This window comes from Teichococcus globiformis, from assembly GCF_042646265.1.
GTDB classification, from domain to species: domain Bacteria; phylum Pseudomonadota; class Alphaproteobacteria; order Acetobacterales; family Acetobacteraceae; genus Pseudoroseomonas; species Pseudoroseomonas globiformis.
Window position 1 is genome coordinate 63,759 of record NZ_JBHRTN010000029.1, and the last position, 26,034, is coordinate 89,792.

At 66.6% G+C, this 26,034-nt stretch carries 22 protein-coding genes; 10 read left to right on the forward strand and 12 right to left on the reverse strand.

Translation table 11 applies throughout. The features are described from left to right. The first annotated feature begins 8 nt into the window (after positions 1-8). The 7 genes from ACFOD4_RS21180 (at position 9) to speB (ending at position 9,076) form a co-directional block, all read left to right on the forward strand. Positions 9-1,280 (forward strand): GTP cyclohydrolase II, encoded by a 1,272-nt coding sequence (locus ACFOD4_RS21180; RefSeq protein ID WP_379599704.1) that lies wholly within the window; start codon positions 9-11, stop codon positions 1,278-1,280. Next, on the forward strand, positions 1,277-2,503 hold the full coding sequence (locus ACFOD4_RS21185; RefSeq protein WP_379599705.1) for a URC4/urg3 family protein: 1,227 nt from the start codon (positions 1,277-1,279) through the stop codon (positions 2,501-2,503). Before ACFOD4_RS21180 ends, ACFOD4_RS21185 begins: the two co-directional genes overlap by 4 nt. Positions 2,504-2,513: 10 nt before the next feature. Then, positions 2,514-3,161, forward strand: a complete 648-nt coding sequence (gene upp, locus ACFOD4_RS21190) for a uracil phosphoribosyltransferase (protein ID WP_379599706.1) — start codon at positions 2,514-2,516, stop codon at positions 3,159-3,161. A gap of 67 nt (positions 3,162-3,228) precedes the next feature. Further along, the gene (locus ACFOD4_RS21195) at positions 3,229-4,695 is read left to right on the forward strand and encodes a DUF4403 family protein (RefSeq protein WP_379599707.1); all 1,467 of its coding nucleotides are present in this window, start codon (positions 3,229-3,231) and stop codon (positions 4,693-4,695) included. A 94-nt stretch (positions 4,696-4,789) separates the two neighbouring features. Further along, complete coding sequence (locus tag ACFOD4_RS21200) at positions 4,790-6,112, forward strand: hemolysin family protein (RefSeq protein WP_379599708.1); 1,323 nt, start codon at positions 4,790-4,792, stop codon at positions 6,110-6,112. Positions 6,113-6,277: 165 nt separating this feature from the next. Further along, positions 6,278-8,062: a glucan ABC transporter ATP-binding protein/ permease gene (locus tag ACFOD4_RS21205; RefSeq protein WP_379599709.1), complete on the forward strand. Its 1,785-nt coding sequence runs from the start codon at positions 6,278-6,280 to the stop codon at positions 8,060-8,062. A gap of 90 nt (positions 8,063-8,152) precedes the next feature. Then, complete coding sequence (gene speB / locus ACFOD4_RS21210) at positions 8,153-9,076, forward strand: agmatinase (RefSeq protein ID WP_379599710.1); 924 nt, start codon at positions 8,153-8,155, stop codon at positions 9,074-9,076. A gap of 145 nt (positions 9,077-9,221) precedes the next feature. Here the strand turns inward: speB and ACFOD4_RS21215 are convergent, their stop codons facing one another. The 6 genes from ACFOD4_RS21215 to ACFOD4_RS21240 form a co-directional block, all read right to left on the reverse strand. Then, the gene (locus tag ACFOD4_RS21215) at positions 9,222-10,457 is read right to left on the reverse strand and encodes a type III PLP-dependent enzyme (RefSeq protein WP_379599711.1); all 1,236 of its coding nucleotides are present in this window, start codon (positions 10,455-10,457) and stop codon (positions 9,222-9,224) included. 337 nt (positions 10,458-10,794) lie between these two features. Continuing rightward, entirely contained in the window at positions 10,795-11,793 is a 999-nt protein-coding gene (locus ACFOD4_RS21220) for an asparaginase (protein WP_379599712.1), read from the reverse strand. A 46-nt stretch (positions 11,794-11,839) separates the two neighbouring features. Then, the gene (locus ACFOD4_RS21225; RefSeq protein WP_379599713.1) at positions 11,840-12,637 is read right to left on the reverse strand and encodes a hypothetical protein; all 798 of its coding nucleotides are present in this window, start codon (positions 12,635-12,637) and stop codon (positions 11,840-11,842) included. 39 nt (positions 12,638-12,676) lie between these two features. Beyond that, positions 12,677-13,612: a glucokinase gene (gene glk, locus ACFOD4_RS21230; protein WP_379599714.1), complete on the reverse strand. Its 936-nt coding sequence runs from the start codon at positions 13,610-13,612 to the stop codon at positions 12,677-12,679. After that, complete coding sequence (locus ACFOD4_RS21235) at positions 13,609-14,556, reverse strand: 1-phosphofructokinase family hexose kinase (RefSeq protein WP_379599715.1); 948 nt, start codon at positions 14,554-14,556, stop codon at positions 13,609-13,611. Before ACFOD4_RS21235 ends, glk begins: the two co-directional genes overlap by 4 nt. A gap of 72 nt (positions 14,557-14,628) precedes the next feature. Continuing rightward, entirely contained in the window at positions 14,629-16,089 is a 1,461-nt protein-coding gene (locus ACFOD4_RS21240; RefSeq protein WP_379599716.1) for a fused MFS/spermidine synthase, read from the reverse strand. 140 nt (positions 16,090-16,229) lie between these two features. Here ACFOD4_RS21240 and ACFOD4_RS21245 point away from each other — a divergent pair, with 140 nt between their 5' ends. Continuing rightward, complete coding sequence (locus tag ACFOD4_RS21245) at positions 16,230-16,649, forward strand: hypothetical protein (RefSeq protein WP_379599717.1); 420 nt, start codon at positions 16,230-16,232, stop codon at positions 16,647-16,649. A 160-nt stretch (positions 16,650-16,809) separates the two neighbouring features. Here the strand turns inward: ACFOD4_RS21245 and ACFOD4_RS21250 are convergent, their stop codons facing one another. From ACFOD4_RS21250 to ACFOD4_RS21270, 5 genes are read right to left on the reverse strand one after another with little or no spacing between them, the layout of a single operon-like run. Further along, the gene (locus ACFOD4_RS21250) at positions 16,810-17,598 is read right to left on the reverse strand and encodes an ABC transporter ATP-binding protein (RefSeq protein WP_379599718.1); all 789 of its coding nucleotides are present in this window, start codon (positions 17,596-17,598) and stop codon (positions 16,810-16,812) included. Beyond that, positions 17,595-18,461, reverse strand: coding sequence for an ABC transporter ATP-binding protein (locus ACFOD4_RS21255; RefSeq protein ID WP_379599719.1), 867 nt, complete (start codon positions 18,459-18,461; stop codon positions 17,595-17,597). Before ACFOD4_RS21255 ends, ACFOD4_RS21250 begins: the two co-directional genes overlap by 4 nt. Continuing rightward, complete coding sequence (locus tag ACFOD4_RS21260) at positions 18,454-19,359, reverse strand: ABC transporter permease (protein ID WP_379599720.1); 906 nt, start codon at positions 19,357-19,359, stop codon at positions 18,454-18,456. The genes ACFOD4_RS21255 and ACFOD4_RS21260 overlap by 8 nt, the downstream gene beginning before the upstream one ends. Next, entirely contained in the window at positions 19,359-20,411 is a 1,053-nt protein-coding gene (locus ACFOD4_RS21265; RefSeq protein WP_379599721.1) for an ABC transporter permease, read from the reverse strand. Before ACFOD4_RS21265 ends, ACFOD4_RS21260 begins: the two co-directional genes overlap by 1 nt. 25 nt (positions 20,412-20,436) lie before the next feature. Continuing rightward, entirely contained in the window at positions 20,437-22,059 is a 1,623-nt protein-coding gene (locus tag ACFOD4_RS21270) for an ABC transporter substrate-binding protein (protein WP_379599722.1), read from the reverse strand. A 136-nt stretch (positions 22,060-22,195) separates the two neighbouring features. Here ACFOD4_RS21270 and ACFOD4_RS21275 point away from each other — a divergent pair, with 136 nt between their 5' ends. Both ACFOD4_RS21275 and ACFOD4_RS21280 read left to right on the forward strand, forming a co-directional pair. Beyond that, entirely contained in the window at positions 22,196-23,245 is a 1,050-nt protein-coding gene (locus ACFOD4_RS21275) for a serine hydrolase domain-containing protein (RefSeq protein WP_379599723.1), read from the forward strand. Between the two features lie 96 nt (positions 23,246-23,341). Then, positions 23,342-23,776 (forward strand): hypothetical protein, encoded by a 435-nt coding sequence (locus tag ACFOD4_RS21280; protein ID WP_379599724.1) that lies wholly within the window; start codon positions 23,342-23,344, stop codon positions 23,774-23,776. A 671-nt stretch (positions 23,777-24,447) separates the two neighbouring features. Here ACFOD4_RS21280 and ACFOD4_RS21285 read toward each other — a convergent pair. Next, the gene (locus tag ACFOD4_RS21285) at positions 24,448-25,950 is read right to left on the reverse strand and encodes a serine hydrolase domain-containing protein (protein ID WP_379599725.1); all 1,503 of its coding nucleotides are present in this window, start codon (positions 25,948-25,950) and stop codon (positions 24,448-24,450) included. Positions 25,951-26,034 lie beyond the last annotated feature (84 nt).

Below are 26,034 nucleotides of genomic sequence, written 5' to 3' on the forward strand. Positions count from 1 at the left end.
CGCCACCAATGAATGGCTTGAATCGACTGCGCGACGGCAAGGCCGGTGTTCCGCGCCCGATCATCCTTACCTCCCATCCGCAACGCCGTTCCGCCACAAAGCCTTCGCTCCGCTGGGGGGAGGCCGACCCACAGCAACGCGGCCCGGTCATCGCCACCCTGGCCGACCCGGCACTCCGCAATGCCATCGGCACCCACGCCGGCTCCTACGCCCTGTACCGCGCCTTGGCCGTGGCCTCCGGCCAGTTGCGCGCCGATCACCGTCCGGATTTTCGTGATACCCGTCCCGCGGCGGGCATCGGCCCCTTTGCGGCCTGGAGCGATGCGTCAAAGATTGTCTCGCTGGATCCCTGGGGCCATCTGGCGCCAGAGATCTTCGCCACGGACATTGCTGCCGGTCACGACATCCGCCCCAGCATCGCCGTCACCCGCGCGCACATCAATATGCCGGAATTGGCGCAAGCTCTACGTGAAGGACGGCTGCTTCCAGACGGCGAGGTGTTGCTGCCCAACGGCGATGTGCGCGTCACCAAGATCGCCATCGAGCCTGTCTGGTACCTGCCTGGCATCGCCGCCCGCTTCGGCATCGGCGAGACCGAGTTGCGCCGCGATCTGTTTGAGCAGACTGGCGGCATGTTCCCAGAGCTTGTCACTCGCCCGGACTTGCGGGTGTTCCTGCCGCCCATCGGCGGCATGACGGTGTACCTTTTCGGCGACACCGACCGGCTCGGCTCTGAGGAGACGCAGATCGCCTGCCGCATCCACGATGAATGCAATGGATCGGACGTGTTCGGCTCGGACATCTGCACCTGCCGCCCTTATCTCGCGCATGGCATCGAAGCCTGCATCGGCATGGCGCAAGAAGGCGGCCTGGGCGTCATTGTCTACAATCGGAAGGAAGGGCGCGCGCTGGGCGAGGTGACCAAGTTCCTGGTCTACAACGCGCGTAAGCGGCAGGTGGGCGGCGACCGTGCAGAACAGTACTTCCAGCGCACTGAATGCGTGGCCGGCGTTCAGGACATGCGCTTCCAAGAGCTGATGCCGGATGTTCTGCACTGGCTGGGCATCCGCCGCATCGACCGCCTCGTTTCCATGAGCAACATGAAGTTCGCTCCCATCATCGACAGCGGCATCCAGGTGGTTGCGCGCGTTCCCATCCCTGATGCGCTGATCCCGGCCGACGCCCGCGTCGAAATGGATGCCAAGAAGGCGGCCGGCTACTTCACCGACGCGGTGCCCGATGCCGCGGAGCTCGCCCTGATCAAGGGGCGGGCGCTTTGACCAGCGCCCCCGCCGTTGCGCTGCTGCGCCGCCCGGAAACCGTGCGCGACCGCTGCCAGCGATTTCTGCGCTTGGCGGAAGAGGATGCGCTGCCGCACTTCATGTTGCGGCCGGAGCGGCTCGCCGGGGCCGCTGAGTACGTCACCGACACGATCCGGCGGAACTATCCAGAGCTGCAGATTCCATACCATTCCCGCTGGCGGCACTTCGCTGCCGGCCAAGTCGATCGCTGGTCAGCACTACAGCAAAAGCTGGAAGGGCTTGGCGAAGGGGAAATGGCGCGGCGGCGGATTGATCTCTGCGTGGTTTCCGTGCTGCTGGATGCCGGTGCCGGGCCGGACTGGCGGTTCACCGAAGCCGATGGCATGCAGCTTGGCCGGTCCGAAGGGCTCGCGGTCGCGAGCCTGCACGGTTTCGCCGCAGGGCTTTTCTCGTCCGATCCCAGAGATCCGTTGCGGGTCGATGCCGCGGCACTTTCAAGTATGAGTGTCGAGGCGTTGGGCGCTGCCTTTCAGGTCGGCCCGTCCAACCCGTTGACCGGGCTGGACGGGCGCGTCGTGCTGATGCGCAACCTGGGAGCGGCCCTGACGGCACGTCCCGACATTTTCGGCAGCGATCCGGCGCGGCCGGGGCGCCTCCTGGATCACCTCGACCGCCAGGCGGCTTCCGGTGGTCTGCCGGCCGCCAGCATCCTGGTTGCCGTGCTGGAAGGGCTTGCACCGGTATGGCCCTCGCGCATCACCCTGGAAGGCCAGAATCTTGGCGACGTCTGGCGTCATCCCCTTGCGGCGCCGGAGGGACCGGCGGAAGGCCTGCTGCCCTTCCACAAGCTGTCCCAGTGGCTCAGCTACTCCCTGGCCGAGGTGCTGGAGGAGGCCGGTCGGCCAGTTCTGGCAGTGGACGCGTTGACCGGCCTTGCCGAGTACCGGAATGGCGGCCTGTTCATCGATCTGGGCGTGCTGCGCCTGCGCGACCCCGCGCTTGCGACTCAGCCTCTCGCCATGGACCACCATGCGATCATTGAATGGCGTGCGCTCACCGTGGCACTGCTGGACCAGCTTGCCGTGCTGGTGCGTCAGGATTTGGGGCTGGACGCCATGAGCCTGCCCCTCGCCCGTGTGCTGGAAGGAGGGAGCTGGGCCGCCGGGCGCCGCATCGCGCATACTCTCAGGCCGGATGGCGGTCCTCCGCTGCGACTGATCAGCGATGGCACCGTATTCTGAGGAGACGCCCATGCCCGATATCGCGATGCCACCCAGCCTGACCGTGATCCGTCATCCCCTGGTGCAGCACAAGCTGACTTTGCTGCGGCAGAAGCAGACCTCCACCGGCGAGTTCCGCCGGCTGGCGCGTGAGATCAGTCTGCTCATGGCTTATGAGCTGACACGCGATCTCCCGCTGGAGAGCCTCGCAATCGAGACGCCGCTCGAGCCCATGCAGGCTCCCATCCTGTCAGGCAAGAAGCTTTGCATCGTGTCCATCCTGCGGGCCGGCGACGGCATCCTGGAAGGAATGCTGGATCTCGTTCCCTCGGCACGGGTAGGCCATATCGGCTTGTACCGCGATCCCGACACGCTGGTCCCGGTTGAGTACTACCTGAAGCTGCCGGAGGATGTGGCGGATCGCTTGGTGATCGTGGTCGATCCCATGTTGGCCACCGGACATTCCGCCGCTGCCGCCCTAACTCGGCTGAAGGAAGCCGGGGCCGAGCAGTTGCGCTTCGCTTGCCTGCTGGCGGCACCGGAGGGTGTAGAGGTGCTGACCGGTGCCCATCCGGAAGTACCGGTCTTCACCTGCTCCGTGGATCGCGAGCTGGATGAGCATGCCTATATCCGGCCAGGCCTGGGCGATGCAGGAGATCGTCTCTACGGCACCAAATAGGACATCCGGCGCAACGATCTCCACCGGCAGGATGCGGTGACCGGTGGCTTGCTTTAAGGGTGCCGGCATGCCCGCTGTGAAAGCCTTGCTGCGTCGTCGCTGGTTCGGCCTCCTCCTGCTGCCGGTTCTGGTGGTGGGGGGCGGCGTGGGTGCATCAGCCTGGCTGCAGGGACGGGACATCCTGCTGAGCGCCGAGCCCCCCCGCCGTGCCACGCGGGTGGAGCTGCCGGCGCGGGAAAGCGTCATGGCCTTACGCCTGCGGTTGCCCTTCGACCTGCTGCAGAACGCTGCCGGCCGCGTGTTGCCCGCCGAGTTCCGCCAGCAGGGCGAGGGCAGCGGCATGCGATATGACCTCGCGGTCCGCCGTGCCGAGCCTGTCGTGCTGGAGGAGGTGGACGGCCGCTTGCGGGCGACGGTCGACATCACGGTGAATGGCTCGGCCGGGCTGAGCGGCAGCCTGGCGGGCCTCCTCTCGTTGGGGGTCAAGAACATCGACGCTGCGGCACGAGTCACTGCCGATCTTGGCCTTTCTCTCGATGAGGGGTGGTGCCCGGCGGTGGAGATGGTCCTGGACTACCGTTGGACCCGCAAGCCGCGCCTCGAGATCATCGGAGGTGTCTGGATCGGGATCGAGGAGCAGGTGCGCGCCCGTGTGGAGGAGGCGATGCGCACACTGCCAGCGCAGCTGCGGAGCGCCATCCCTTGTGATCAGGTGCGGGAGGCGGCGCTTGAGTTGTGGCAGCCGCAGACCATCGTGGTGCAGCTGCCGGCCGCCCCGCCCCTGCATATCGGCATCACCCCCGAGGCGATCGGCCTGTCCGAGCTGGCGGTCCGGCCGCAGGATATCCGCGTCGTGCTGGCGCTGCGGGCCCGCACTACGGTTTCGTCCGATCCGCCCCGCCCGGCACCGCCCCGCTTCCTGCCGCCCCTGCGCCAGGTGCCGGATCGCGGGGGGCGGATGCGGCTCTCCATTCCGGTGCGCGCCGGCTACGACATGATCCGGGACTGGCTGATGACCGAGCTCGGTTCGCGCGACCTGCCATTCGAAACCCCCCTTGGCTTGGTCACGCTGCGCATTCGGGACCTGTTCATCTACCCGTCCGACCCCGCCATCGCCGTGGCAGTGACCTTCAGCGCCGAGCTGCCCGGTTTTTGGCCAGACACCACGGGGCGGGTGGTGTTTTCGGGCCGGCCGGTGCTGGAGGGAGGCGGCAGCCGCATCCGGCTGGAGGATCTGCGTTTCGCCCGAAATCTCGACAGCGCCCTGTGGTCGGTGGTCACACTGGCGCTGGAGCCGCAGATCCGGGCGGCGCTGAGCGACCTGGCCGTTTATGATCTGCGGGACATCATGAACGAGGCGGTTTCCGAACTGCGGCGACGGCTTGCCGACCCTGCCTTCACCGGCGGATTGCGGGTGTCGCTATCCGAACCAACGCTGCGGCTGGAAAGGGTGGCACCGGAGAATGATGCCCTGACCGTGCTGGGCGCCCTGGAGGCGGGGATCGATGCCGAGGTGACGGCGCTGCCCTTCTGAGTGGCCGGCATGCCCCGTCGGCGTCGGAACGCACGCGAAAATATCCCGCTTTCGCCCCATTCTGCGGCACTGAGAGATGCCCTAGCATCGGACCATGTTCGAAATAGCCATCGTGCTCCTTCTTGTTCTGGTCAACGGCGTCTTCTCCCTGTCCGAGTTGGCCGTGGTTTCCGCCCGCAGGCCGCGGCTGCGGGCCATGGCGGCGGAAGGCCGGGCCGGGGCGGCCGCCGCCTTGCGACTGGCCGAGGATCCGGGCCGCTTTCTGTCCACCGTGCAGATCGGCATCACCCTGGTGGGCGTGCTGGCGGGCGCCTTCTCGGGCTCAACGCTGGGAGGGCAGCTTTCCTTAGCACTGCTGGAGGCTGGCGTTCCGTTGCGCTTCGCCGACCCACTCGGCTTTGGCCTGGTGGTTGCGTTGGTCACCTACCTGTCCATTGTGGTGGGGGAATTGGTGCCGAAGCGCCTCGCCCTGCGCAATGCCGAGGCACTCGCCTGCTTGGTGGCGCCCCTGATGCGCATGGTGTCCAGGATTGCCGCCCCCGTCGTCTGGCTGCTCGACACCTCGACCACCTATATCTTCCGTCTTCTGGGCCAAGGCGCGGAACAGGATGAGCGTGTCACCGAGGATGACGTCCATAGCCTGGTGGCCGAAGCCGAGCAGTCCGGCGCCATCGAGGGGACGGAGCGCGAGATGATCACCGGGGTGTTGCGACTCGGCGACCGGCCGGTACGCGGAATCATGACCCACCGCAACGAGGTGGACTGGATCGACCTCAACGCACCGGAGGAAGCGACGCATGCGCTCCTGATGCGGACCCAGCATTCCCGGTTGCCGGTCGGCGAGAGCACGGTGGATGCCCTGATCGGCGTGGTACAGACGCGGGAGCTTCTGGCGGCGCATCTGTCCGGCCGCCCCTTCGACATCCGCGCCGCTATGCGCCCCGCACCCGTGATCCCCGATGCCGCAGATGCCCTGGATGCGCTGGATGTTCTGCGCCAGCACGAGGTTCCGATGGCTCTGGTGCATGACGAGTACGGCCATTTCGAGGGGATCGTCACGCCGGCCGACATGCTGGAGGCCATCACCGGAAGCTTCCGTGCCGATGAGGGCGATGGCGAGCCCGGCGCCGTGGAGCGCGCCGATGGCAGCTGGCTGCTCGCCGGCTGGCTGCCAGCGGACGAGATGGCAGACCGGCTTGGCATCAAGCTGCCGGAGCCGCGCAGCTATCATACCCTGGCGGGCTTCCTGCTCGCCGGCTTCGGCCGCATCCCGGCAGTGGGCGAGTTCCGCACGCTTCTGGGCTGGCGGTTCGAGGTCATGGACCTGGATGGCCGACGCATCGACAAGGTGCTGGCCGCACCGGTCGCCGCCGTGCCGCTGCTTGGACGCCCCGGGCGCGGCACGTTGCCGGGCTGATCAGGAGGCGGCGGCATGATCGGTCGGCGGAGCAGAACTTCGCCGGCCGCCGGGCATCCTCATTAAGGGTCATAATCCGGTCACTACATGATGCGATAACGTTTGTTGTCCGCCGGCCGGGGCCAGGGCGGACCGCTCGCGACATGCCCCTCAGATTTCTCTTCCATGCAAATGCTTCAAGTTTACGCCCGGGTTCTTGGCCTGCTTCGCCCGGAATGGCGCCGCTGCGCCGTGATGCTGCCCTGCGGCCTGGCCATCGCAGGGATCGGCTTCCTGGAGCCTGTGCTGTTCGGCTGGGTGGTCGATCTGCTGTTCCGCGCCTCCGGTCTGACTTCAGGACAGCTCTGGGCTGAAGCGGCCTCCTTGCTCGGCCTCTGGGCGATGGTGGGGCTGACCGGCATTGCCGCCGGCATGGCGGTTGCGCTGATGGCCGACCGCATGGCGCACCGTGCCCGCATGCGGGAGATGGGCCACTTTTTCAGCCACGCCCTGACGCTGCCCGCCGCCTTTCATGGCCGTGTTCATTCCGGTGCCTTGATGCGCATCCTGACCACGGGAACAGAGTCGCTCTTCCAGCTCTGGCTGGGCTTCTTTCGCGACCATTTCACCGGCTTCATCAGCCTGCTCGTGCTGTTGCCGATGACCATGGCGCTGAACTGGCGTCTTTCGCTGGCCTTGGTCGCGCTGGTTCTGCTGTTCGGCGGTCTGACTGCGCTGGTGATCGGCCGCACCCAGGATTTGCAGCAAGGCGCCGAGGCCTGCCACACGCGGCTCGCTGCGACAGCCCAGGACGCCTTCGCCAACATTGCCGTGGTGCAGGCCTTCACCCGCCTGGCCGCGGAGCGCCACAGCTTCGCCGCCCTGCAGGGCGAGGCCCTGTCCCGGCAGTATCCCGTGCTGAACTGGTGGGCGCTGCTTTCGATCCTGACACGCAGCGCCAGCACCCTGGCCATCCTTGCCATCGTTGTGTTCGGCACCTGGCTTCACCTGAACGGCCAGGCGAGCGTCGGGGACATCGTGTCCTTCATGGGTTTTGCTGCGCTGCTGATTGGCCGGCTGGAGCAGATGGTCTGGTTCGTTTCCAAGTTGTTCGCCCAGGCACCGGTTCTTGCGGAATTCTTCGCCGTTCTGGATGCCGGCAGCGCCGTTCCCGAAGCGACAGGCGCCATGACACTGGCTCCCGGCGCGGGCGAAGTGATGTTCGAGGACGTTTCCTTCGCCTACCCCAACGGCGCTGCAATCCTGTCTGCCGTCAGCTTCACCGCCCGGCCTGGCCAGGTGGTTGCCCTGGTTGGTGCCACCGGCGCCGGAAAATCCACTGCCATGAGCCTGCTGCAACGCGGTTGGGATCCGACCGCCGGCCGCATCCTCATCGACGGGCAGGATCTGCGAAGCCTGAGGCTGGACAGCCTGCGCGGGGCGATTGGCGTCGTGTTTCAGGACAGCCTGCTGTTCAACCGCTCCATTCGCGAGAACCTGCTGGTCGGCAGGCCCGATGCCACCGAGGCGGAGATCGAGCAGGCCTGCCGCCTGGCCGAGGCACATGACTTCATCCTGCGCCAGCCCCAGGGATATGACACGCTGATCGGCGAGCGTGGCGGCACTTTGTCGGGAGGGCAGAAGCAGCGCTTGGCTATTGCCCGTGCCCTGCTGAAGAACCCACCCATCCTGATCCTGGACGAAGCCACCTCAGCTCTTGATGCCGCGACCGAGCTCAAGGTGACCCGGGCGCTGAAGGCGCTGATGGCCGGGCGCACTACCTTCGTGATCGCGCATCGCCTGTCCACCATCCGGGATGCGGATGAGATCCTGGTGTTCGAGGGCGGCCGGATTGCCGAGCGTGGCGCCTTTGAGGCCCTGGCATCCGCGGGCGGCGTGTTCGCCGGCTTGGTGGAGAGCCAGATGGCGCCGACTATGACTACCGTGGTGCCCCTACCCCGGGCCGCCTGAAGCGCGGCCTCTCCCATCCGCCCGCGGTTGCGTGCTGCGGCGGAAGGCGGGACAAACCGGCTTTCGCAGCCGCAAAGGAGCCGCCCTGCCATGTCCCTGGTCCCGACCTTCGCGACTGCGCCCAGCTTTCTGGGCGCCCCCTGGCGGGCATCGGACCCTGCCTCGACCGGCTTCACCGTGGCCGGCATTCCGCTCGACATTGGCACCACCAACCGCGCCGGCGCCCGTTCCGGCCCCGCGGCCATCCGTCAGGCCAGCCGCATGCTGGTGGATGGCGCGCACCCCACCCGCTGGACAGACCCGCAGGATTGGCCGCTCACCGATGCGGGCGATTTTGCCATCGCACTGGGCGACATCGAGTCCAGCCTGAGACAGATCGAAGCCCAGGCCAGCGCCATTCCGCACCTGGTGGCGCTCGGCGGCGAGCACGGCATCACCCTTGCGCTGCTTCGCGCCCTGTCGAAGCGTCTCGGCGCCAAGCTGGCCCTGGTGCATTTCGACGCGCATGTGGACACCTGGCCGGACAATTTCGGTCAGACCTACGGCCATGGGTCGGTATTCTTCCATGCCATCCGCGAAGGCATCGTGGATGCCCGGCGCATGGTGCAGATCGGCATTCGCTCTCCGGTTCAGCGGGACGTCTGGGACTGGACGCTGAACCAAGGCGTCACTGTCCTCAGCGGGCAGGAGGTGCAGGAGATGGGCCCTGAATCTGTGGCCCAGAAGATCCGTGCCGTGGTGGGTGACGCACCGGCCTACCTGTCGTTCGACATCGATGCGTTGGACCCTGCCCATGCCCCAGGGACCGGCACGCCGGAGATCGGCGGGCTGGCCAGCTGGCAGGCGCAGGCCATTCTGCGCCGGCTGGACGGCATTGCCTTTCGGGGCATGGATATCGTGGAGGTCGCGCCTGCCTTCGACACGGCGGAAGTCACGGCCTTAGCCGCTGCGACGATCGCCTGGGAGTACTTGGCTATGATGGTGGCGCAGGGTGAGGTGCGGCCGGCGGGCTGAGAGCCGCCGGCCGCACCGATCTCCGCGCGGCGGAGAAGAACAGCTCACCCCCGCACGGGGCCGGCCGGGACGATGCCGGGCACAGCCCCAGAGGGGGAACGATCCTCGACCACCGCGCGGCGCGAGGGAGAGGCCGGTCCGCCGGTCAGGCGGCGGCCACCTCCTCCGCGTATCCCGGGGTTTCCAGCAGGGGTGCGTCGTGCACCTCGGCCAGAAGAACGCGGTCGAAGCCGTTGAACGCCGTGCGCAAACAGCCGCCATAGGCGCCGAGCTGGCCAATCTCGATCCAGTCGCCTTCCCGGATATCCTCGGGCAGCAGGAACGGACCGCGCATGTAGTCGGCGCTGTCGCAGCTCGGGCCGAAGAAGCTGAACTCCTGCAGCGCATCGCTGGGCTGCGGCTGGCCCGGACGGATCAGCCGCACGGGAAAGCGGAAGCCCGGCACGCCGGCATCCGACAGGCTGCCATACACACCGTCATTCACATACAGCGCGTCCCCCCGCCTCATCTCCACCTGCACCACTACAGAGGCGCCGCCGGCGACCAGGGCACGGCCCGGCTCCGCCCAGAGGCGAGCCTGCGGCAGCCCGAGCTTTGCGAAGCCATCGGCAATGGCCGTGAAGTAGTCGCCCAACGGCGGCGGAGTGACATCGGGGTAGGAGACGGGGAAGCCGCCACCCACATCGACCACATCCACCACAACATCGGCGTCACGGATCACCGATCCGGCCAGCTCCAGCGCACGGGAATAAGCGGCAGGCTCCAGGCACTGCGATCCGACATGGAAGCTCACGCCCAGCTTCACGGCATGGCGGCGGGCTTCGCGCAGCAGCATCGCGCCTTCCGCCGCCGTGGCACCGAACTTGCCGGACAGGTCGTAGACCGCCGAACCCTTGGGCGTCGCCAGCCGCACCACCAATCCCAGATCGGCAGCATGGTTCGTCTCCTGCAGGATCTTGTGCAGCTCCTCCAGGCTGTCGAGCACAAAGTCGCGAACGCCATGGCGGGAATAGGCCTCGGCAATGGCGGCACGCGACTTCACGGGATGCATGAAGTGGATCTGCGCCTTGGGAAACATCTGCCGCACCAGACGGACCTCGCCCGCAGAGGCGCAGTCGAAGTGGCGCACTCCACCGGCCCAGAGCGCGCGCAGCACGGAAGGCTCAGGGTTGCATTTCACCGCATAGAGCACATCGCCGGGAAAGCTGCCGACAAAGCGGCGCGCGGCTCCGGCCAGCGTGGCGGGGCGCAGGCAGTGCATCGGCTCGGAGGGACGGTCGGTGGCCACAACCTCATCCACGCGTGGCAGGGTCAGGGCACGCTCTGCGGCAGGACGGCGGCGCAGCGGCGCGACAGCGCCACGGAAGCGGGTCTGGGACATCGGGCAACTCGCAACATCGCGGGGGAGGGGCGCCGGAGCGCAGGTGGAACGGCCGAGGCGAAGAGCCTCAGGCGATACTGGCGATGGCTGATGGTGCCATGCTGCGGAGAACGGACATTACGGCTTCCCTTCAGGACACCGGCCCACAGGCTGACCGGCTCGACCAAAAAGGACGCGTTACGTCGTTGCTTAGCCCCAACCGGGGCTCACGGCACGTGCGGTTGCGTCGTGCCGAGGATATAAGTCATGGATCAGGAAAAATCACGGGCAATTTGTGCCCAAGCCACGCGATCATCCGGCCACCGGGTTGCCCCACGCGCATGGCGGCCGGGATTTTTCAGCTGGACAGGATTTCGGTTGGGCAGAGCGCGCCAACTTCAAGACCGTTCCAGTTGCGCAGCACCGGCCTGACGAATGGCTCCAGCGTTGCCTCGGCACCGGGCAGGAACCGCAGCAGCAAGGCAGCAATGGCTACCTCTGCGGCGCGCGTGGCACCGTCGCCGCATTTCACCGCGATACCGAGGCCGACCGTGGGAAGGGCAGCGCAGAACACCCCTTCCGCGCCAACCTTCACGAAGGCCTGCTCACCCAGACCGGACATCACCGTTGTATCGAAGCGCTCGGAGCCGGCGACCATGAAGGGGTGAGCCGCCACGGCCTTCCGGAGGCGGCGGGCGGCGGCGGCACGTCCCGGAGCAAGGCCCGTGCCGGTTCCGATCCGTGCAAATCCCTGCGCCAGTGCGCGGAGCGGGATGGCATAGGCCGGGATCGAGCAGCCATCGATGCCGTGGCTTCCCTCCGCGAGCGCGAAGCCGGTGACGCCTTCCAGAGTGGCTTTCACCTCCCGCTGCACCCGGTGAGCAGGGGATATGTAGCCGCGCGGCTCCTCATCCAGGCCGCAGGCCAGGCAGACAAATCCTGCGTGCTTGCCGGAACAGTTGTTGTGCAGTGCGCTGGGCTCGGCGCCGGACACCGCCAGGGCCCGTCCGGCCCCAGCATGGCTGGGCCAGTGGCTGCCGCATTCGAGGCAGGACTCGTCCCGGCCTACGGCGGCCAGCATCCGCGCGGCCACCGCCACATGCCGCGCTTCCCCTCCATGCGAGGCGCAGGCCAGGGCCAGCGCCTCATCATCAAGTCCGAAGCGGTCCGCTGCACCGCTTTCCACCAGCGGCAGGGCCTGGATCACCTTGATGGCCGAGCGCGGAAAGACCGGCGCATCGATCGCGCCGCCGGAATGCACCGTCATGCCATCCGCATCCATGACCACAAAGGCGCCAGCGTGGCGGGACTCCACCCTGGCACCGCGCACCACCTCCACCAGCACCGGATCTCCCATGCCGCTCCCTCCCGCTGTTCAGCTCCCAAGCATCACGCCTGACGCGTCACACGGCAACCAGGCAGCACGGATGAGCCACCAGCAGGTCGAGCGCGGCCTCAGGCTCCAGGCGACGGAGCGTTTCCCGGGGCAACCCATCTTCTGCTGCCGCCTGGAAGCGGCGGCGTGCGGCTTCGCGCTGGACGAGCGTCGCCTCGTCGCGCCGCGCCTCCACATGGGCGATCCATCGCGCACGGTCCCGCACCCGCACGGGATCGTCCGCGGTGGGCATGGCACGCGCGCGTTCGAGGCTGATTTCGGGTGTCAGGGTCCGCTCGACATAACGGGCCAGGATCGGGTCGCGAGCGCGCAGTTCCACATCAGCGCCCGCAACAAGGCCAGAGGGATGATAGGCGAAGGCGCTGTCGATCCGCTCCAGCGCCGCGGCGGGTTCCTTGAAGGGAAACTCCGCCTTCTGAGGAGCGCCATCGGGCACTGCCAGGCGGGTGATGCCGTGGTCGTTCAGCGCTTCCAGCACCCGCACCGGGTCGGCGGAAAGAAACACTTCCTTGCGGGCGGGCCAGAAATCATACGCGCTGTATTCCCCGAAGCGACCGCCGGCATGAAAGAGATAGATCTCCGGGTAACGGGCGGGCATGGCACGACGTGCCGGATCGCTTTCGTAATAGGCCAGCACAGCCGCCTGGATCAGCAGGTTGGCGCCAAGCGCGCCAAGCATCTCCGTCACCACAATGCCGAAGCGGTCATGCCGTCCCCAGGCAGGGAAAAGCTCAGGCCATCTGGCCAACCGCCCTTCGATACCGATCGAGAAGTGTTCGGGTTTGAGATCAAAGGCTGTGTGCATTGCGCGATGTTTCCAGCGGCGCTGCCCGCGTTCTGCGCGTCATTGCGCGGAAGGACGGTAGGCGGCGGCACCGACCAAGCCGGTGTGCGGACGGATCACCTGGATCACCGGGATCGGCCGCAACACGGCCTCGAACCGGCCCTTGCCGTGCAGGCCGGATAACAAGGCCTCCACATCCAGCAAGGAACCGAGGCCGCGGCAAAGGCCGCCCATCACATAGATGCCGCCTTCGGCCAACAAGGCGAGGGCCAGGCTGCCGGCCGTTGCACCCAGGATGGCGCAGAAGTGCCTCACCGCCTCATGGGCGAGTGGCTCCCCGTTCCGCGCCGCCTCCGCCACATCCTCGGGATCATCCCAGGCCACGGCGACGCCCTGAATCTCGCCCATTATCCTGGCGATGGCGAGCAAGCCGGGACCGGAGGCCAGCCGCTCTGCCGAGACATGCCCGTGCCGCGCGCGTAACCGCTCCAGCAGCGCGTCCTGCATCGAGTCTTGCGGCGCAAAGGAGATGTGCCCGCCCTCACTGGGCAGGATGCGCGGGCCGGTAGGGCCGGGCTGCACGAAGGCGACACCGAGGCCGGTGCCAGGGCCTATCACCACGGCCGGTGCGTTCTCCCGCGCTTCACCCGGCTTCAGGATGCGCAGATCCTCGCCGGACAGCGCCGGAATGCTTGCGGCTTGGGCGACGAAATCGTTGATCACGATCAGGCGGCGCAGGCCAAGCGCCGCTTCGGCGTCGCGGATGGAGAAATGCCAGTCATTGTTGGTGAAGCGGATCGCGTCGCCACGCACCGGCGTTGCCACGGCGAACACCGCCTCGTCCACCCTGCGGCCGCCCAGATAGCTTCGCGCCGCTTCCACCACCCCGGCATGGTCGGCAACGGGCAGCTTGCGCTCCTCTTCCGGTGGTCCGCCGGCGATGCTGAGGGCGAAGCGCGCATTGGTGCCGCCAAGGTCTCCCAGCAGACGGATCACGAGACTACCTCCGGCACCGCGGCAATGCGGCGGCGCAGTGCCAGCACGTCTTCCCGCGCGGGATGCGCCGTCCCGGCCTGGGACACGGCGGCGGCACCGGCGGCAACGCCCCAGGCAAACGCATCGTCGGCGGGGCGTCCATCGGCCAGCGCCATGGTCATGGCGGCCACGAAGCTGTCGCCGGCACCGACCGCGCCGCGCACCTCGACATCCAGGGCCGGCAGGCGCAGAGGACCCTCGGGGCGCGCCAACAGGGCGCCTCCGCTGCCCAAGGTCACCGCCAGCATCCGCACCTTGCCCGCCGAGACAACCTCCATGGCGGCCCGCTCCAGCGCGCCGGTGCCTCGCAGGTCGCGGCCCAACGCCTTCTCGAACTCGCCGAGGCTTGGCTTCAGAAGGGTTATCCCGCCTTCTTCCAGCGCCAAGCGCAGCGCCTCTCCGGAAGTGTCGAGCACATAGCTCAAGCCTTGCTGCCGCGCCTGGGCTGCCAGACGGGCGTAGAAATCCTGAGGCACGCCCAGGGGCAAACTGCCGCTGGCCACGAGCCATCCGTCACTGACCTCCCGAGCCACCTCCAGTGCCGCGGTCCATTCCGCCTCGCTGACCCGGGGACCTTCGGCGACAAAGCGGTATTCCTGCCCGGTGGTCCTCTCCAGCACGGTCTGGCTGATGCGGGTACGGCCAGCGATGGACAGGGTCCGGCGCGGCACGCCCGCTTCGTCCAGAAGCTGTTCCAGGAACCGCCCGGTGACGCCGCCGGCCAGGATGATGGCGAGGGTGTCGCCACCCAGCTCGCGCACCACCCGAGCGACATTGACCCCGCCGCCGCCCGGATCCTGCCGCTCCGCCACGGTGCGGATCTTGCGCACCGGATGAACCGATTCTGCCTCGCTTGCCAGATCGATGGTGGGGTTCAGGGTCAAGGTGGTAATGCGGGGCGGCATGCGGCATGTCTCCTCGGTGCTGAGGGAATTATGAGGGCTCGCCCCGGAAAGTTGCAGGGCGCGCGCGCCTGTTCAGCGCATCCGCTCGCGCCAAGCCGCCAGCGCACGCGCGCTGCGCCATTCGATGTCGGAACGATTATCGGTCAGTGGTGCCAGCCCGGCACTCAGCGCCATCGTGTCCTGCAGCGTGGCGGCCATTCTGGCGGCGGGGCCAGCCGCCGGGGGCGGAGCCGCCTGCAGGCGCCGCCGGACCTGCTCAGCCGTTATCGGATCATTCCAGGCCAGCAGGATCGCGTTGCCGCTGTCCGCGCGCGCCATCAGCACCGCTGGAAAGACCTGGCGCAGCGTGGCTGCGATGGGCGCCGTGATGCCCCCGCCATCGCCGGTATCGAAGGCATTGACGGCCAGCACGCCTCCGGGCCTCAGGCGCTGCGACAGCAGGGAGAAGAACTCTTCCGTCGCTACATGCGGGGGCATCTGCGCCGTTGCGTAAAGATCGCTGACGATGATGTCGTATCGCGTGGCATCCGCCTGCATGGCACGCCGTGCATCGTCATGGCGGACCGGGATGTTGAGCCCGAAATCGCGCCGGGCGACCGCGGTGACGGCAGGATCGAGCTCCACGCCTTGGGCGTTCAGGCCAGGCCAGGCGCGTTGCGTGGCGCCGATCGCGGCACCGCCTGCCACGCCTAGAAACAGGGCCGAGCGGCCCTCCGCCAGGGCAGGCACGGCAGCCAGCAGGTCCCAGTAGGACCCGGCAAGGGTGCCGTCGTGCCGCTGCATGGATTGCACGGCCAGCGGCGAGTTCAACATCAGGTAGCGCGCGAAGTTGTCCTCCACCACCATGATGGTGTTGAACGGCGTTTCCTCGAAATGCGCGAAGCGAGCGGCACGCGCCTGCTCGCTGAACAGCCCCGGCAGCAGCGGCAGCAGCGCCAGCCCAAGCCGCCACGGCGCCAGCCCGGTGGCCAGCGCCGCCAGCCCGGCCAATGTCGCCGCCGAGGCGTAGCCCGCCACAAGCCCCATCTGCGGGATGGCGAAGAAGGCGGCAAAAAAGGTGCCGCCGATGCTGCCCAGGGCCTGACAGGCGGAAATTGCACCAGAGGCCGGGGCCGCGTGCCCGCGCTCCGCCAGCCGCGCCACGCAGAGCGGCGACACGGCGGCCAAACAGAAGGCAGGCGGACCGATCAGCAGGCAGGAGGCGCCCACTGCCCCCGAAACAGGCCCCAACGCCTGTTCGGCAGCGGCGGTGACGGCGCGGCCGATCCAGGGCGTCAGCGCTGCACAGAAGGCGGCCAGCCCCAGCAGGGAAGGCAGGGCACCCCGCCCCCATCCCTGGGCACCCAGCCTCCCTCCAAACCAGTAGCCAGCCGACATGAAGGCGAGCGCGGTACCGATGATGGCGCCCCATTGAAACAGGGTTTGGCCGAAAACCGGCGCCATCAGCCGCCCGTCCAGCATCTCCAGCGACATGACCGACCATCCGGCCGCAAAGGCGGCGAAGGCCATGGCCAGAGTGTCACGATGCGGCATGACGGCCTCCTCGGGGCGTGTGGGCCGTTTGCCATGCCGCATTGCTGCCGTCCGGCCAAGGGGAGGGGTTGATTTTCCCTCGGCGGCGGATGCGGTTATGCCTCTGCCGCATCCTGTTTCCCCATCCCGCGAGGCCCGAGATGTCCGAGACGCTCATCCCCGAAGCCGCGGCTGGCGATGCCGCCTTTCGCCATCTGCTGGAGGCGCCCGATTCTCCCTTGGCCGGGCTGGAGCGCCTGTCCGGCATCATGGCGGCGCGGATCGGCGAGTTGCAGGCTGCCCTGGCGACCGAGCGCGGCCGGGCGCTGGAGCTGGAGCGGCAGCTCGGCCTGGCCGAAGCGCGGCTGGCGGTGGAAGCGATGCATTCGGCCGGACTGGCGGCCCAGGCTGCGCACCTTTTGGGCCTGGGTACGGCAGCGCCGGAAGCGGCCGAGCCCAGCGGCGAAACTTATGTCGACGGCACACCAAAAAGCCGTCTGGCCCTGATCTACGAAGCCGCCTTTGACGCCCAGGGTCGCGACATGGGCATCGATGCCCCGGAGCGGTTTCGCGACGGCTGAGAGCGATCCTGCGAGAACAAACAGGGTCTTGAACTTCATCCACAGTTTTCGTGGATGAGGCTGTGGATAACCCAGGGGTCTTCCTGTGGAAGCGGTGCGCCGATGACAGCATCTTCGCTGCGCCACAAAGGCGGATCGTCGACGCGCCCGCGCGCCTGGGTCAGACCGTTGCGTCCTCGGCACGCATTGGCCGATAGGTGGTGGCTGCAAGCAGTTCCTGGCTGTAGGGCTGGCTCGCCTCCCCCCTGCGCAATTGTTGCACGGTCAGCTCCTCCACGATGCGGCCGCCATTCATGATGGCCAGTCGGTCGCAAAGGTGGGCCACGACCGCCAGATCATGGCTGACCATGATGTAAGTGAGGCGACGTTCGGTTCGCAGTCGCTGCAGCAAGTTCAGGATCTCAGCCTGAACCGACACGTCCAGGGCGCTGGTGGGTTCATCCAGCAACAGGATCTCCGGTTCCAGGATCAGGCACCGGGCGATGGCAACACGCTGCCGCTGGCCTCCCGAGAGCTGATGCGGGTAGCGGAACCGGTAGGCGGGGCCGAGCCCCACCGCGGCAAGCGCCTCGTCCACGCGCTCCTGCCGCTGTCCGAGCCCATGGATCGCCAGAGGTTCCAGCAGGACCTGGTTGACCATCTTGCGGGGGTGCAACGACGCATAAGGATCCTGGAACACCATCTGCGTGTGCCGGAAGAACGGCTTGTCCCGGCCATGCGACAATACGGTGCCGTTGAGCAGGATGTCGCCGGTGTACTCAGGGTTCAGACCGGAAATGGCGCGCAGCACCGTGGATTTGCCCGAGCCCGATTCACCGATCAGTCCATAGGCTTCGCCACGTGCCACCTTGAACGACACGTCCTGAACTGCGCGGTTGGCGCGTGCGCCGTGGCCGAATGTGACATTAAGGGCGGCGATGTCCAGCACGGGCGGGCTTGGGGCTGTCACGCCAAGGAGCCCAGCCGGTAAGCCGGGCCGTCACGCCAGGCAGGATCACGGGTCGGCACCGCCAGCTCGGTCACCGGTTCCTCCAGTCGCGGCAGGCTGCGCAGCAGTGCCTGGGTGTAGGGGTGGCGTGCTTGGTGAAGGTCGCGGGCATGCAGCTCCTCGACGATGCGGCCGGCATACATCACCAGCACCCGATCGCAGAATTCCGCGACCAGGTTCAGGTCATGGCTGATGAAAATCAGCGCGGCGCCGCGTTGGCTGACCAGCTCATCGAGAATGGCCAGAACCTGCCGCCGCACCGTGGCATCCAGGGCGGAGGTGGGCTCATCGGCGACGATCAGGTCCGGGCCGGTGACCAGCATCATGGCAATCATGATGCGCTGACCCATGCCACCGGAAACTTCGTGCGGAAACAGGTCGTACACGCGGGTCGGCTCGCGGATATGCACCGCCTCCAGCATCGCCATAGCCTTCGCGCGCGCCTCGGCCTTGCCGACGCGCTGATGTAGCCGGCAAGCCTCGGCGATCTGCGCACCGACGCGCATCAGCGGGTTCAGCGAGTATTTCGGATCCTGCATGATCATCGAAATGCGAGCGCCACGGATGCGGCGCATCTGCCGCTCGGTCGCTGCATTGAGGTCGATCCCGGCGAAACCCAGACGGGCTGCCTTCACCTCGGCCGTCTTCGGTGCCAGCTTCAGCAGCGCGCGTCCGGTCATGGACTTGCCGGAGCCGCTTTCCCCGACAAGGCCGAGCTTTTCACGGCCGACGTCGAAGGATACGCCGCGTACTGCCTCGACTGCGCCGTGGGGTGAAGGAAAGGCAACGCGAAGGTCGCGGACCTGAAGGAGCGGCTCAGCCATGGCGAGGATCCAGCACGTCGCGCAGCCCATCACCGAACAGGTTGAAGGCCAGGCTGGTCAGAAGAATGGCTGTGCCGGGAATGGCGGCGATCCACCAGCTTGTCATGACGAATTGCCGCCCCGTGGACAGCATCGCGCCCCATTCCGGGCTTGGGGGCTGAGCGCCGAGGCCGAGAAAGCCGAGCCCAGCGGCGGTCAGGATAATCGCCGCCATATTCAGGGTGATACGGACGATCACTGATGGGATGCACATTGGCATGACATGGTTGACGATGATGCGCAGCCGCGAGGCGCCTTGCAGCCGCACGGCCGCAATGTAGTCCGATTTGCGCACAGTCAGCGTTTCGGCGCGCGCCAGCCGTGCAATGGGCGGCCAGGCGGCGAGCGATATGGCGATGATGGCGTTCTCGATGCCAGGACCCAGTGCCGCAACAAAGGCGAGCGCCAGGATCAGGCTCGGGAAGGACAGAAAGATGTCCACGAGCCGCATCAGGATGGTATCGGTCCAGCCACCCAGATAGCCAGCCGTGGCACCGATCACGAGGCCCAGCGGTCCGGCGATCAACGCAGCCAGAAAGGCGATGTAGAGGGTGATCCGCGCGCCGAAGATGAGGCGGCTGAAGATGTCGCGGCCGAGATCGTCGGTTCCCAGCCAATTCACGGCCGAAGGCGGCAGCAGACGCTGCGACAGATCCTGGGCATAGATATCGTGGGTCGCGATCAGGGGCGCGAAGACGGCAATGGTGATCAGGATCAGCAGCATGATGCCGCCGGCCAGCGCCGGTGGGTTGGATCGCAAACGGCGCCAGCCAAGCCACGTGGCCTGCATGCGCGCCTGAAAGGGCGAGGCGGGAACCGGCGCGCGCAGCCACGTGCCGAGGGATGTGGAGCCGGGCATCAGCGGGTCCGCGGATCGAAGATGCGGTAGAGCAGGTCGGACAGCAGGTTCAATCCGACAAAGATGACGCCCACCAGCAGGGTACAGCCAACAACAGCATTCATGTCTCCGCCAAGCAGCGCATTGGTGAGGTAACGGCCGAAGCCTGGCCAGGCGAACACGGTTTCCGTCAGCACCGCGCCCTCCAGCAAGAACGCATAGGCCAGCGCGACAACGGTGACCACCTGCACGGCAACGTTGCGGAAGGCGTGCACCCATACGGTGCGTGTCCAGGACAGTCCCTTCACCCGCGCTGCGATGACGTATTCCTGAGCCAGCTGCTCCAGCATGAAGCTCCGCGTCATTCGGCTGATGTAGGCCATCCCGCCGAAGCCGAGGATGGAGGCGGGAAGGATGATGTGGCCGAAAACATTGCGGAAAATCTCCCACTGTCCAGCCATGGCGGTATCGAGTAGCAGCAGGTCGGTCACCGGCTCGATATCCCATTGGTAAGCAGTGTCGATGCGTCCCGGTCCCCCAACCCAGCCCAGTGTGGCGTAGAACAGCACCAGCCCCATCAGCCCGAGCCAGAAATTCGGCATGGAGTAACCCAGAAGCCCGAACACGCGGACGAAGTAGTCTATGGCGGAATCGCGATAGGCGGCGGCCAGCACACCCAAGGGAATGCCGAGCCCGGTCGCGATGATGATGCCTACCGTCGCCAGTTCAATGGTCGCCGGGAAAACGCGGCCGATATCCGTCAGCACCGGCTGCCCTGTGGTCAAGGCCGTGCCGAAATCGAGCCGAACCACGTCCCAGACATACCGGGCGAACTGGATGTAGAGCGGTTGGTCGAGGCCAAGTTGCTGCCGCATCGCCTCATAGGCTTCCTGCGTGGCGTTGTCGCCCAAGATCGCGGCGACCGGATCAAGCGGCAGCAGTCGGCCAATAAAAAAGGTCAGGGCCATCAGCCCGAACAAGGTCACGGCGACCGAGATAATCAGCCGCGCCGTGTTGCTTACCCAGCCGGGAAGCGCAGCGGTCCCGCCGCGCCTGCTCCGGCGTGCGGGCATCGCCGCCGCATCCGCCATGGAGGCGCTACTCCTTGCCAGCCAGTTCGTAGTAGCTCTGGAATCCGTGCCACGTCCAGTTCCGCAACGTGTTGCGGATGCCGGCCAGGTGCACGCTCTGGAACATCACTGCCACCGGGCCGCGCTGCATCATCTCGTGCTGTAATTCGTGGTACAAGGCTACCCGTTTGTCCTCGTCGCGTTCCAGCAGGGCCGCCTCCACCTTCCTGTTAACGTCTTCGGAATAGAAGGAATGGCGCCACGACGGATACTGAGTCAGCTTCGCCTCAGCACGGTTGTCGGGGTTGGCCATCTGCCGCGATGCATTCCCCTGAGCATCGGGAATGCCGGTCTGCCACGCGGCGATCACCGTCTCGAACTCCCGTCCGCGATGGCGCGCGAAGAGCTGCGCGTTGGCCATCTGTTCCAGTTTGATGCGCACACCGACCTTGGCGGCATTGGCCTGGATATGCTGCGCGATAGGCGCGGCATAGGGCAGGGTGCTGAAGATCATGCTGGTTTCGAAGCCGTTCGGATAGCCGGCCTCGGTCAGAAGCTGCTTCGCCTTGTCGGTGTCGAGGCTGAAGGGCTGGCCCTCCTTCTCATCCAGCGCACCGAAGGCGCCGAGCTGAACCAGACTGGCCCGCGGCACGCCATTATATGCCATCACCGTTCTGCCCAGCCCGGCATAGTCGATCAGGTAGCGCATGGCGAGGCGCACCTTCTCGTGGGAGAAGGCGGGATGGGCATTGTTGAAGGCCCAATACACGATCTGCGGCTTCAGCGTGCGGGCCAGCGTGATGCCGGGGATTTTCTCGATGGCCTGCATGTCCTCGGGCGTCAGGTCGCGAGCAATGTCGACATCGCCCTTCTCCAGCAGCAAACGCTGGGTTCCAGCCTCGGCCACGTGGCGGATGATGATGCGCCGCAGCTTGGGCCCCTCGCGCCAGTATTTCTCATTGGCTTCCAGCACCACGCTTTCCCCGGCATTCCATTGCCGAAGTCGGTAGGGGCCGACACAGGCTGTGCGGTTGGTAAGGTACTTGTTGCCGAGATCGCCATTCACCTCGTTTGCGGTGAGGGTCTTGCGATCCAGCATGACGGCGACGCGGTTGGCTGCGATGGCCTGGAGGATGAGGCCGGTCGGGTAAGGCTTGTCCAGCTTCAGCACCAGCGTCCGCTCATCCGGCGCTGTGATCATCTGCTCCACATTGGCCTTGGTGAAGCCATACTCGGTAAGGGAGGCGGCGTTGCCGAAGCCGAGCTTCACAACACGCTGCATGGACCAGGCCAGATCCTGCGCCGAGCCCTTGCTGCCGGACGGAAACACCAGATTGTCGCGAAGATGGAAGGTGATCTGCCGCCCATCCTCAGAAACGTCCCAACGTTCGGCCAGCGCCGGAACGACCTTCGCCTCGTCCTTGGGGTCGAAGCTGGCCAGCGGGTCGCAGGTGTTCTGCATCAGCTCGCTGGTGACGACCTCGCCGATCTGCGCGGGATCGAAGGTCGAGATCGCATCGATGTTCCAGGCCATGACCAGGGCATTTCCCGGCGTGGCGGCCTGCACGCCGCCGCAAAGGGCGGCGCCGGCCAGCAAAGCAAGGGCCAGACGACCTGCGGCACGACGACGATGGGAGAGGCGGTTCTTCATGGTGATTCCTCGCCGGTATGGTCTTTCCGGCGAGCGTAGCTCGCAATTCGCGTGCCATCCATGGGAAGCTTGCACCGGCGCTGGCGCGAATGCACGGAGCGGATTATCGCGAAGGGAAGATCAGGAGATCATGTCCATGGCCCTCCCGCATTCCCCCCTCGTCCAGTCCATTCCCGCCGGCGCGCCGGGGGAGGCAGATCCGGGCGGCTGGCCGTGCTGGGAGAATCCAGAGGCGGCGGGCTGGTCGACGGCGTCACTCCAGGCTGCCCTGGATCTCGCTTCGGGCCTGGACAGCGCGGCGTTGCTGGTGGTGGTAAAAGGGCGGGTGCTTCTGTCCGCCGGGCGCGTTGCCGCGCGGTTCAACACCCATTCCATCCGGAAGAGCCTGCTTTCGGCCCTGATCGGCATTCATGTCGAGGCGGGCCGGATCGACCTCGACGCGACGCTCGGCGAACTCGGCATCGACGACAAGCAGGGGCTGACGGAGAAGGAGAAGCTGGCAACCATCTATGATCTGCTCTGCGCGCGCTCAGGCGTTTACCATCCCAGCGGCTACGAATCACCCTGGATGCTGTCGATCAAGCCTGCCCGCCACAGCGCCGGGCCTGGCACCACCTGGTGCTACAACAACTGGGACTTCAATGCGTTGGGAAGCATCTTCCGGCAGTTGACGGGCGCAGACATCTTTTCTGACTTCGTCGCACGAATCGGGACGCCCTGTGGCCTGCAGGATTTCCGCCCGGAGCAGGATGGCAGCTACGTGGAGCTGCCCGAATCGCATCACCCTGCCTATCCTTTCCGCATGACTGCGCGGGATCTCGCCAGAGTAGGGCAGCTCTTCCTGGATGGCGGCAGGGCCGGCGGAAAGCAGGTGGTGCCGCGCAACTGGGTACGCAGCAGCGTTCTCCCGCTTTCGGATGCAGGGCCCCGCGGCGCCTACGGATACATGTGGTGGGTGGCCAGGGAGGGCGCGATGTTCCCGGGGGTCGTCATGCCGCCAAGGGCCTATGCCGCCTTCGGGACGCGAGGCCACAAGCTCCTGGTGCTGCCGACCCTGGACGCCGTGGTGGTTCACCGCGTGGATACCGACCAAGCGGGCACCGCTGTGTCCAACTTGCAGTTTGGCCGCATCCTTTCCCGCCTCCTGGACGCCGCGCCACGCGAGAACGGCATCCCCACGGCCTAGCGGTTCTGGATCGATCCGCTACGCGGATGCATAGTGCCGGAGGCGAGCCGGAAAGCCGGAATCGCCGCTTGAAACGAATTGCAAGGGCGTGCCGTATTGCAGATCACCCAGGAGCAGATCCGCCTGGCCGAAGCCCATGGCTGCCGGTTTGCCCCGGCTTCCCCGGCCCAGGCGCAGACCTTCGCCATGCAACGCCGCATCTTCTGGCACGAGGGCCAGCCTTGGGTCGCTCAGCGCGGCGATGGCTTCTACGAAACCGCGGCCACTCTTCAATCGCTGTTGAACTCCGCGGCACCCGCGGTTGCCAGCGTCGGCCAGCCGATCGAGCCGGAAGTCGCTTCCATCGAGCCGGCACCGCTGCCGGACATGCAGCCCGCAGTTGCAGGCGCGATGCCGCCATCTTCCCTGCGGGCACAGACCGCCGAGATGGTGACGGCGTTGCTTGCCAAGCGGCAGGTCGGAGCCCAGGACCTACCGGCCCTGATCCGGGCTGTTCATGGCTGCCTGACCCGGCTTCATCGGGCAGGGTAAGCTGACCGGTGCCTGGGCTTGAGCCTACCGCTTGCGCAAGGATCCTGCAGGGCGGTGCTGCCTGGCTAACGCCGCTGTCGCTTGCCGCAATCAGCAGCCTGCCGGAGCGTTGGGCGCCATGGGCTGCCTGGCGCAGATGGGACCGGGAAACTTCAAACCAAATCCCCCCGTGTCCCCTGGGTGCCGGGTGCAGAGGGGGATTCGACGAAAGCACCTGACCGACGCTCTGCGGGCTATAGCGGACTGGCAGGGGACTTGAGGGCAATGCCACTTCCTACGTGCCGCAGCAGAGGGCAGGCTGTCCTGTCACGTGCCGGAATGATGCGAAACCACGCATCCCGCCGAGCGAGAATGCTTGGTTCGAAGCGAGGCGCAGATGAGTGTTCCGCGTCCAATCGGTCATGCCGAACGTCTTCGGCCTCGATCGGTAAGGCCTGAAGGCAGCCTTGCACACGTACCACACCCGCCGCCCTAGCATGCTGCAGGTAGCGGGTCAGCCCTGGCATCATCTGCTGTCATCACCGTCGTGGAACGACCGCGCGAGGGGCATCTCTAGCTGCCCAGCTTCTATGTTATAAGCGGAATTATGTAAATTACGGGTAGGCAAAGCGTGTGAAAGGCACGGGCTCACCAGCAGGATGACCTCCCGGCGATGAAACAGCCTGCCGCATTCACCCAGTGCGATTGAAACGAAACACCCGGCTCCGTTGTGACACCAGCAGCAACTCGTCTGGCCTGGATAGCCAGAGCGCGAATCGGATGCGCGATGGACCGGCGACCCGTTCCGCCAGAGCCTTTCCTGGGCCAAGAGGACGAAGGGCCGCCACACTGCCCGGCAGCCCGGGGAGGACCAGCTCCGTGCCGTTCATGCCTTCGCGGACCTCAAGCGCCACCTCGCTGCCGAAGGCGGTTCCTGCCCAACGTCCCAGAAGACCTCGATCGAGGCGCGCCGTCGGATCGACCTTCCGCAGAAGGCAGGTGCGATGGCCCAGCATCCCGCTCAATCCTTCCGGCGTGGCCTTCAGCTGGAAAGGCTGGTGGGATTGCAAGCCGATGGCGTCTCCGCTCTCATGCTGCCAAAGTGGCTCCTGCGCACCCATCAGAAGGATGGCGTCGCCGCTGCAATCCACCCAGAACGGTCCCTCCTCCTCGGCATAAAGGCCGGGTGGCAGACTTGCGGCACAAGGCAAGGCGGTTCCAGTAAGCGTCGCCAGCACCGACAATGCGATCCTATAGGCAGATGCCTCGTCCCGGTTGCTCAGCACGACCACGCCGATCCGCAGATCGGGCGCCAGCAGCAGGTGATTCTTGTATCCGGGCAAGGAACCACCATGCCCCCAAAGGGCGGGACCAGGAAGGGCAACGCGCGAGAGGCCGAGCCCGTAGCCCGTTTCACGTCCGTCACTGAGCCTGCCCGATTCGGTGAGCCGGGGCCAAAGTCCCTCCAGACTGCCCTTTTCCTCCATCAGGTGCTGCGACCACCGCATCAGCGCCTCGGCGGAAGCGGCGAGGCCACCGGAAGCGGAAAAGTTCAGGCCGTAGCGGCCCCGGCGCCAGCCCTGCCCCGGATCATGCCAGTACCCGCCAGCCAGTCCCGGCACGGCATCGGAAGAATCCTCGGGGTAAAACAGGTCGTGATTCGGGAAGTGCCGCGCCAGCAATGATCCAAAGGGCGCCTGTAAGGCCGATTCCGCCAGCCGGTAGCCCGTGTTGCTGTAAGCGATGCTTTCGCCAGGCGTGAAGTTCACGTCCGGCAGGCCGCGCGCCAGAGCCAGCAAAGCCGTGCGGCTGAAATCGGCAGTGGCTGGAATGCCGAGCAGGCCAAAGCTATCGGCCAGGTCGGGCAAGCCGCCGGTCATGTCCAGCGCCCGGCGCAGGGGCACCGCCGCGAGGCCGGGCGCCAGCCCCGGCACCATTGTGCCGAGGGGCGCATGCATCGGCATGCCCTCCTTCAGCGCCACGGCGCAGAAGATGTGCTTGGTGATCGATGCGAGCCGCACCGGCGTCGCCGGTGTGAAGGGCAGACCATGATCCAGGCTGGCAAGGCCGCGCGCCTCCAAGAAGCGTGGACCGATGGAGTCGAAACCCAGCACCACTCCACCCGGCTCGTGTTCTTCCCAGCCGGCAACCATTTCCGCCGCCCGCGTCGCCGCCGCCTGCCATGGAAGAGCCATGTGCCTGTTTCCTCGTCCTGGTCCATCCGCCGACCATGGTGGACCGGCTTCGCCTGCGCGGCAGGATAGGCTATGCTCACGTCC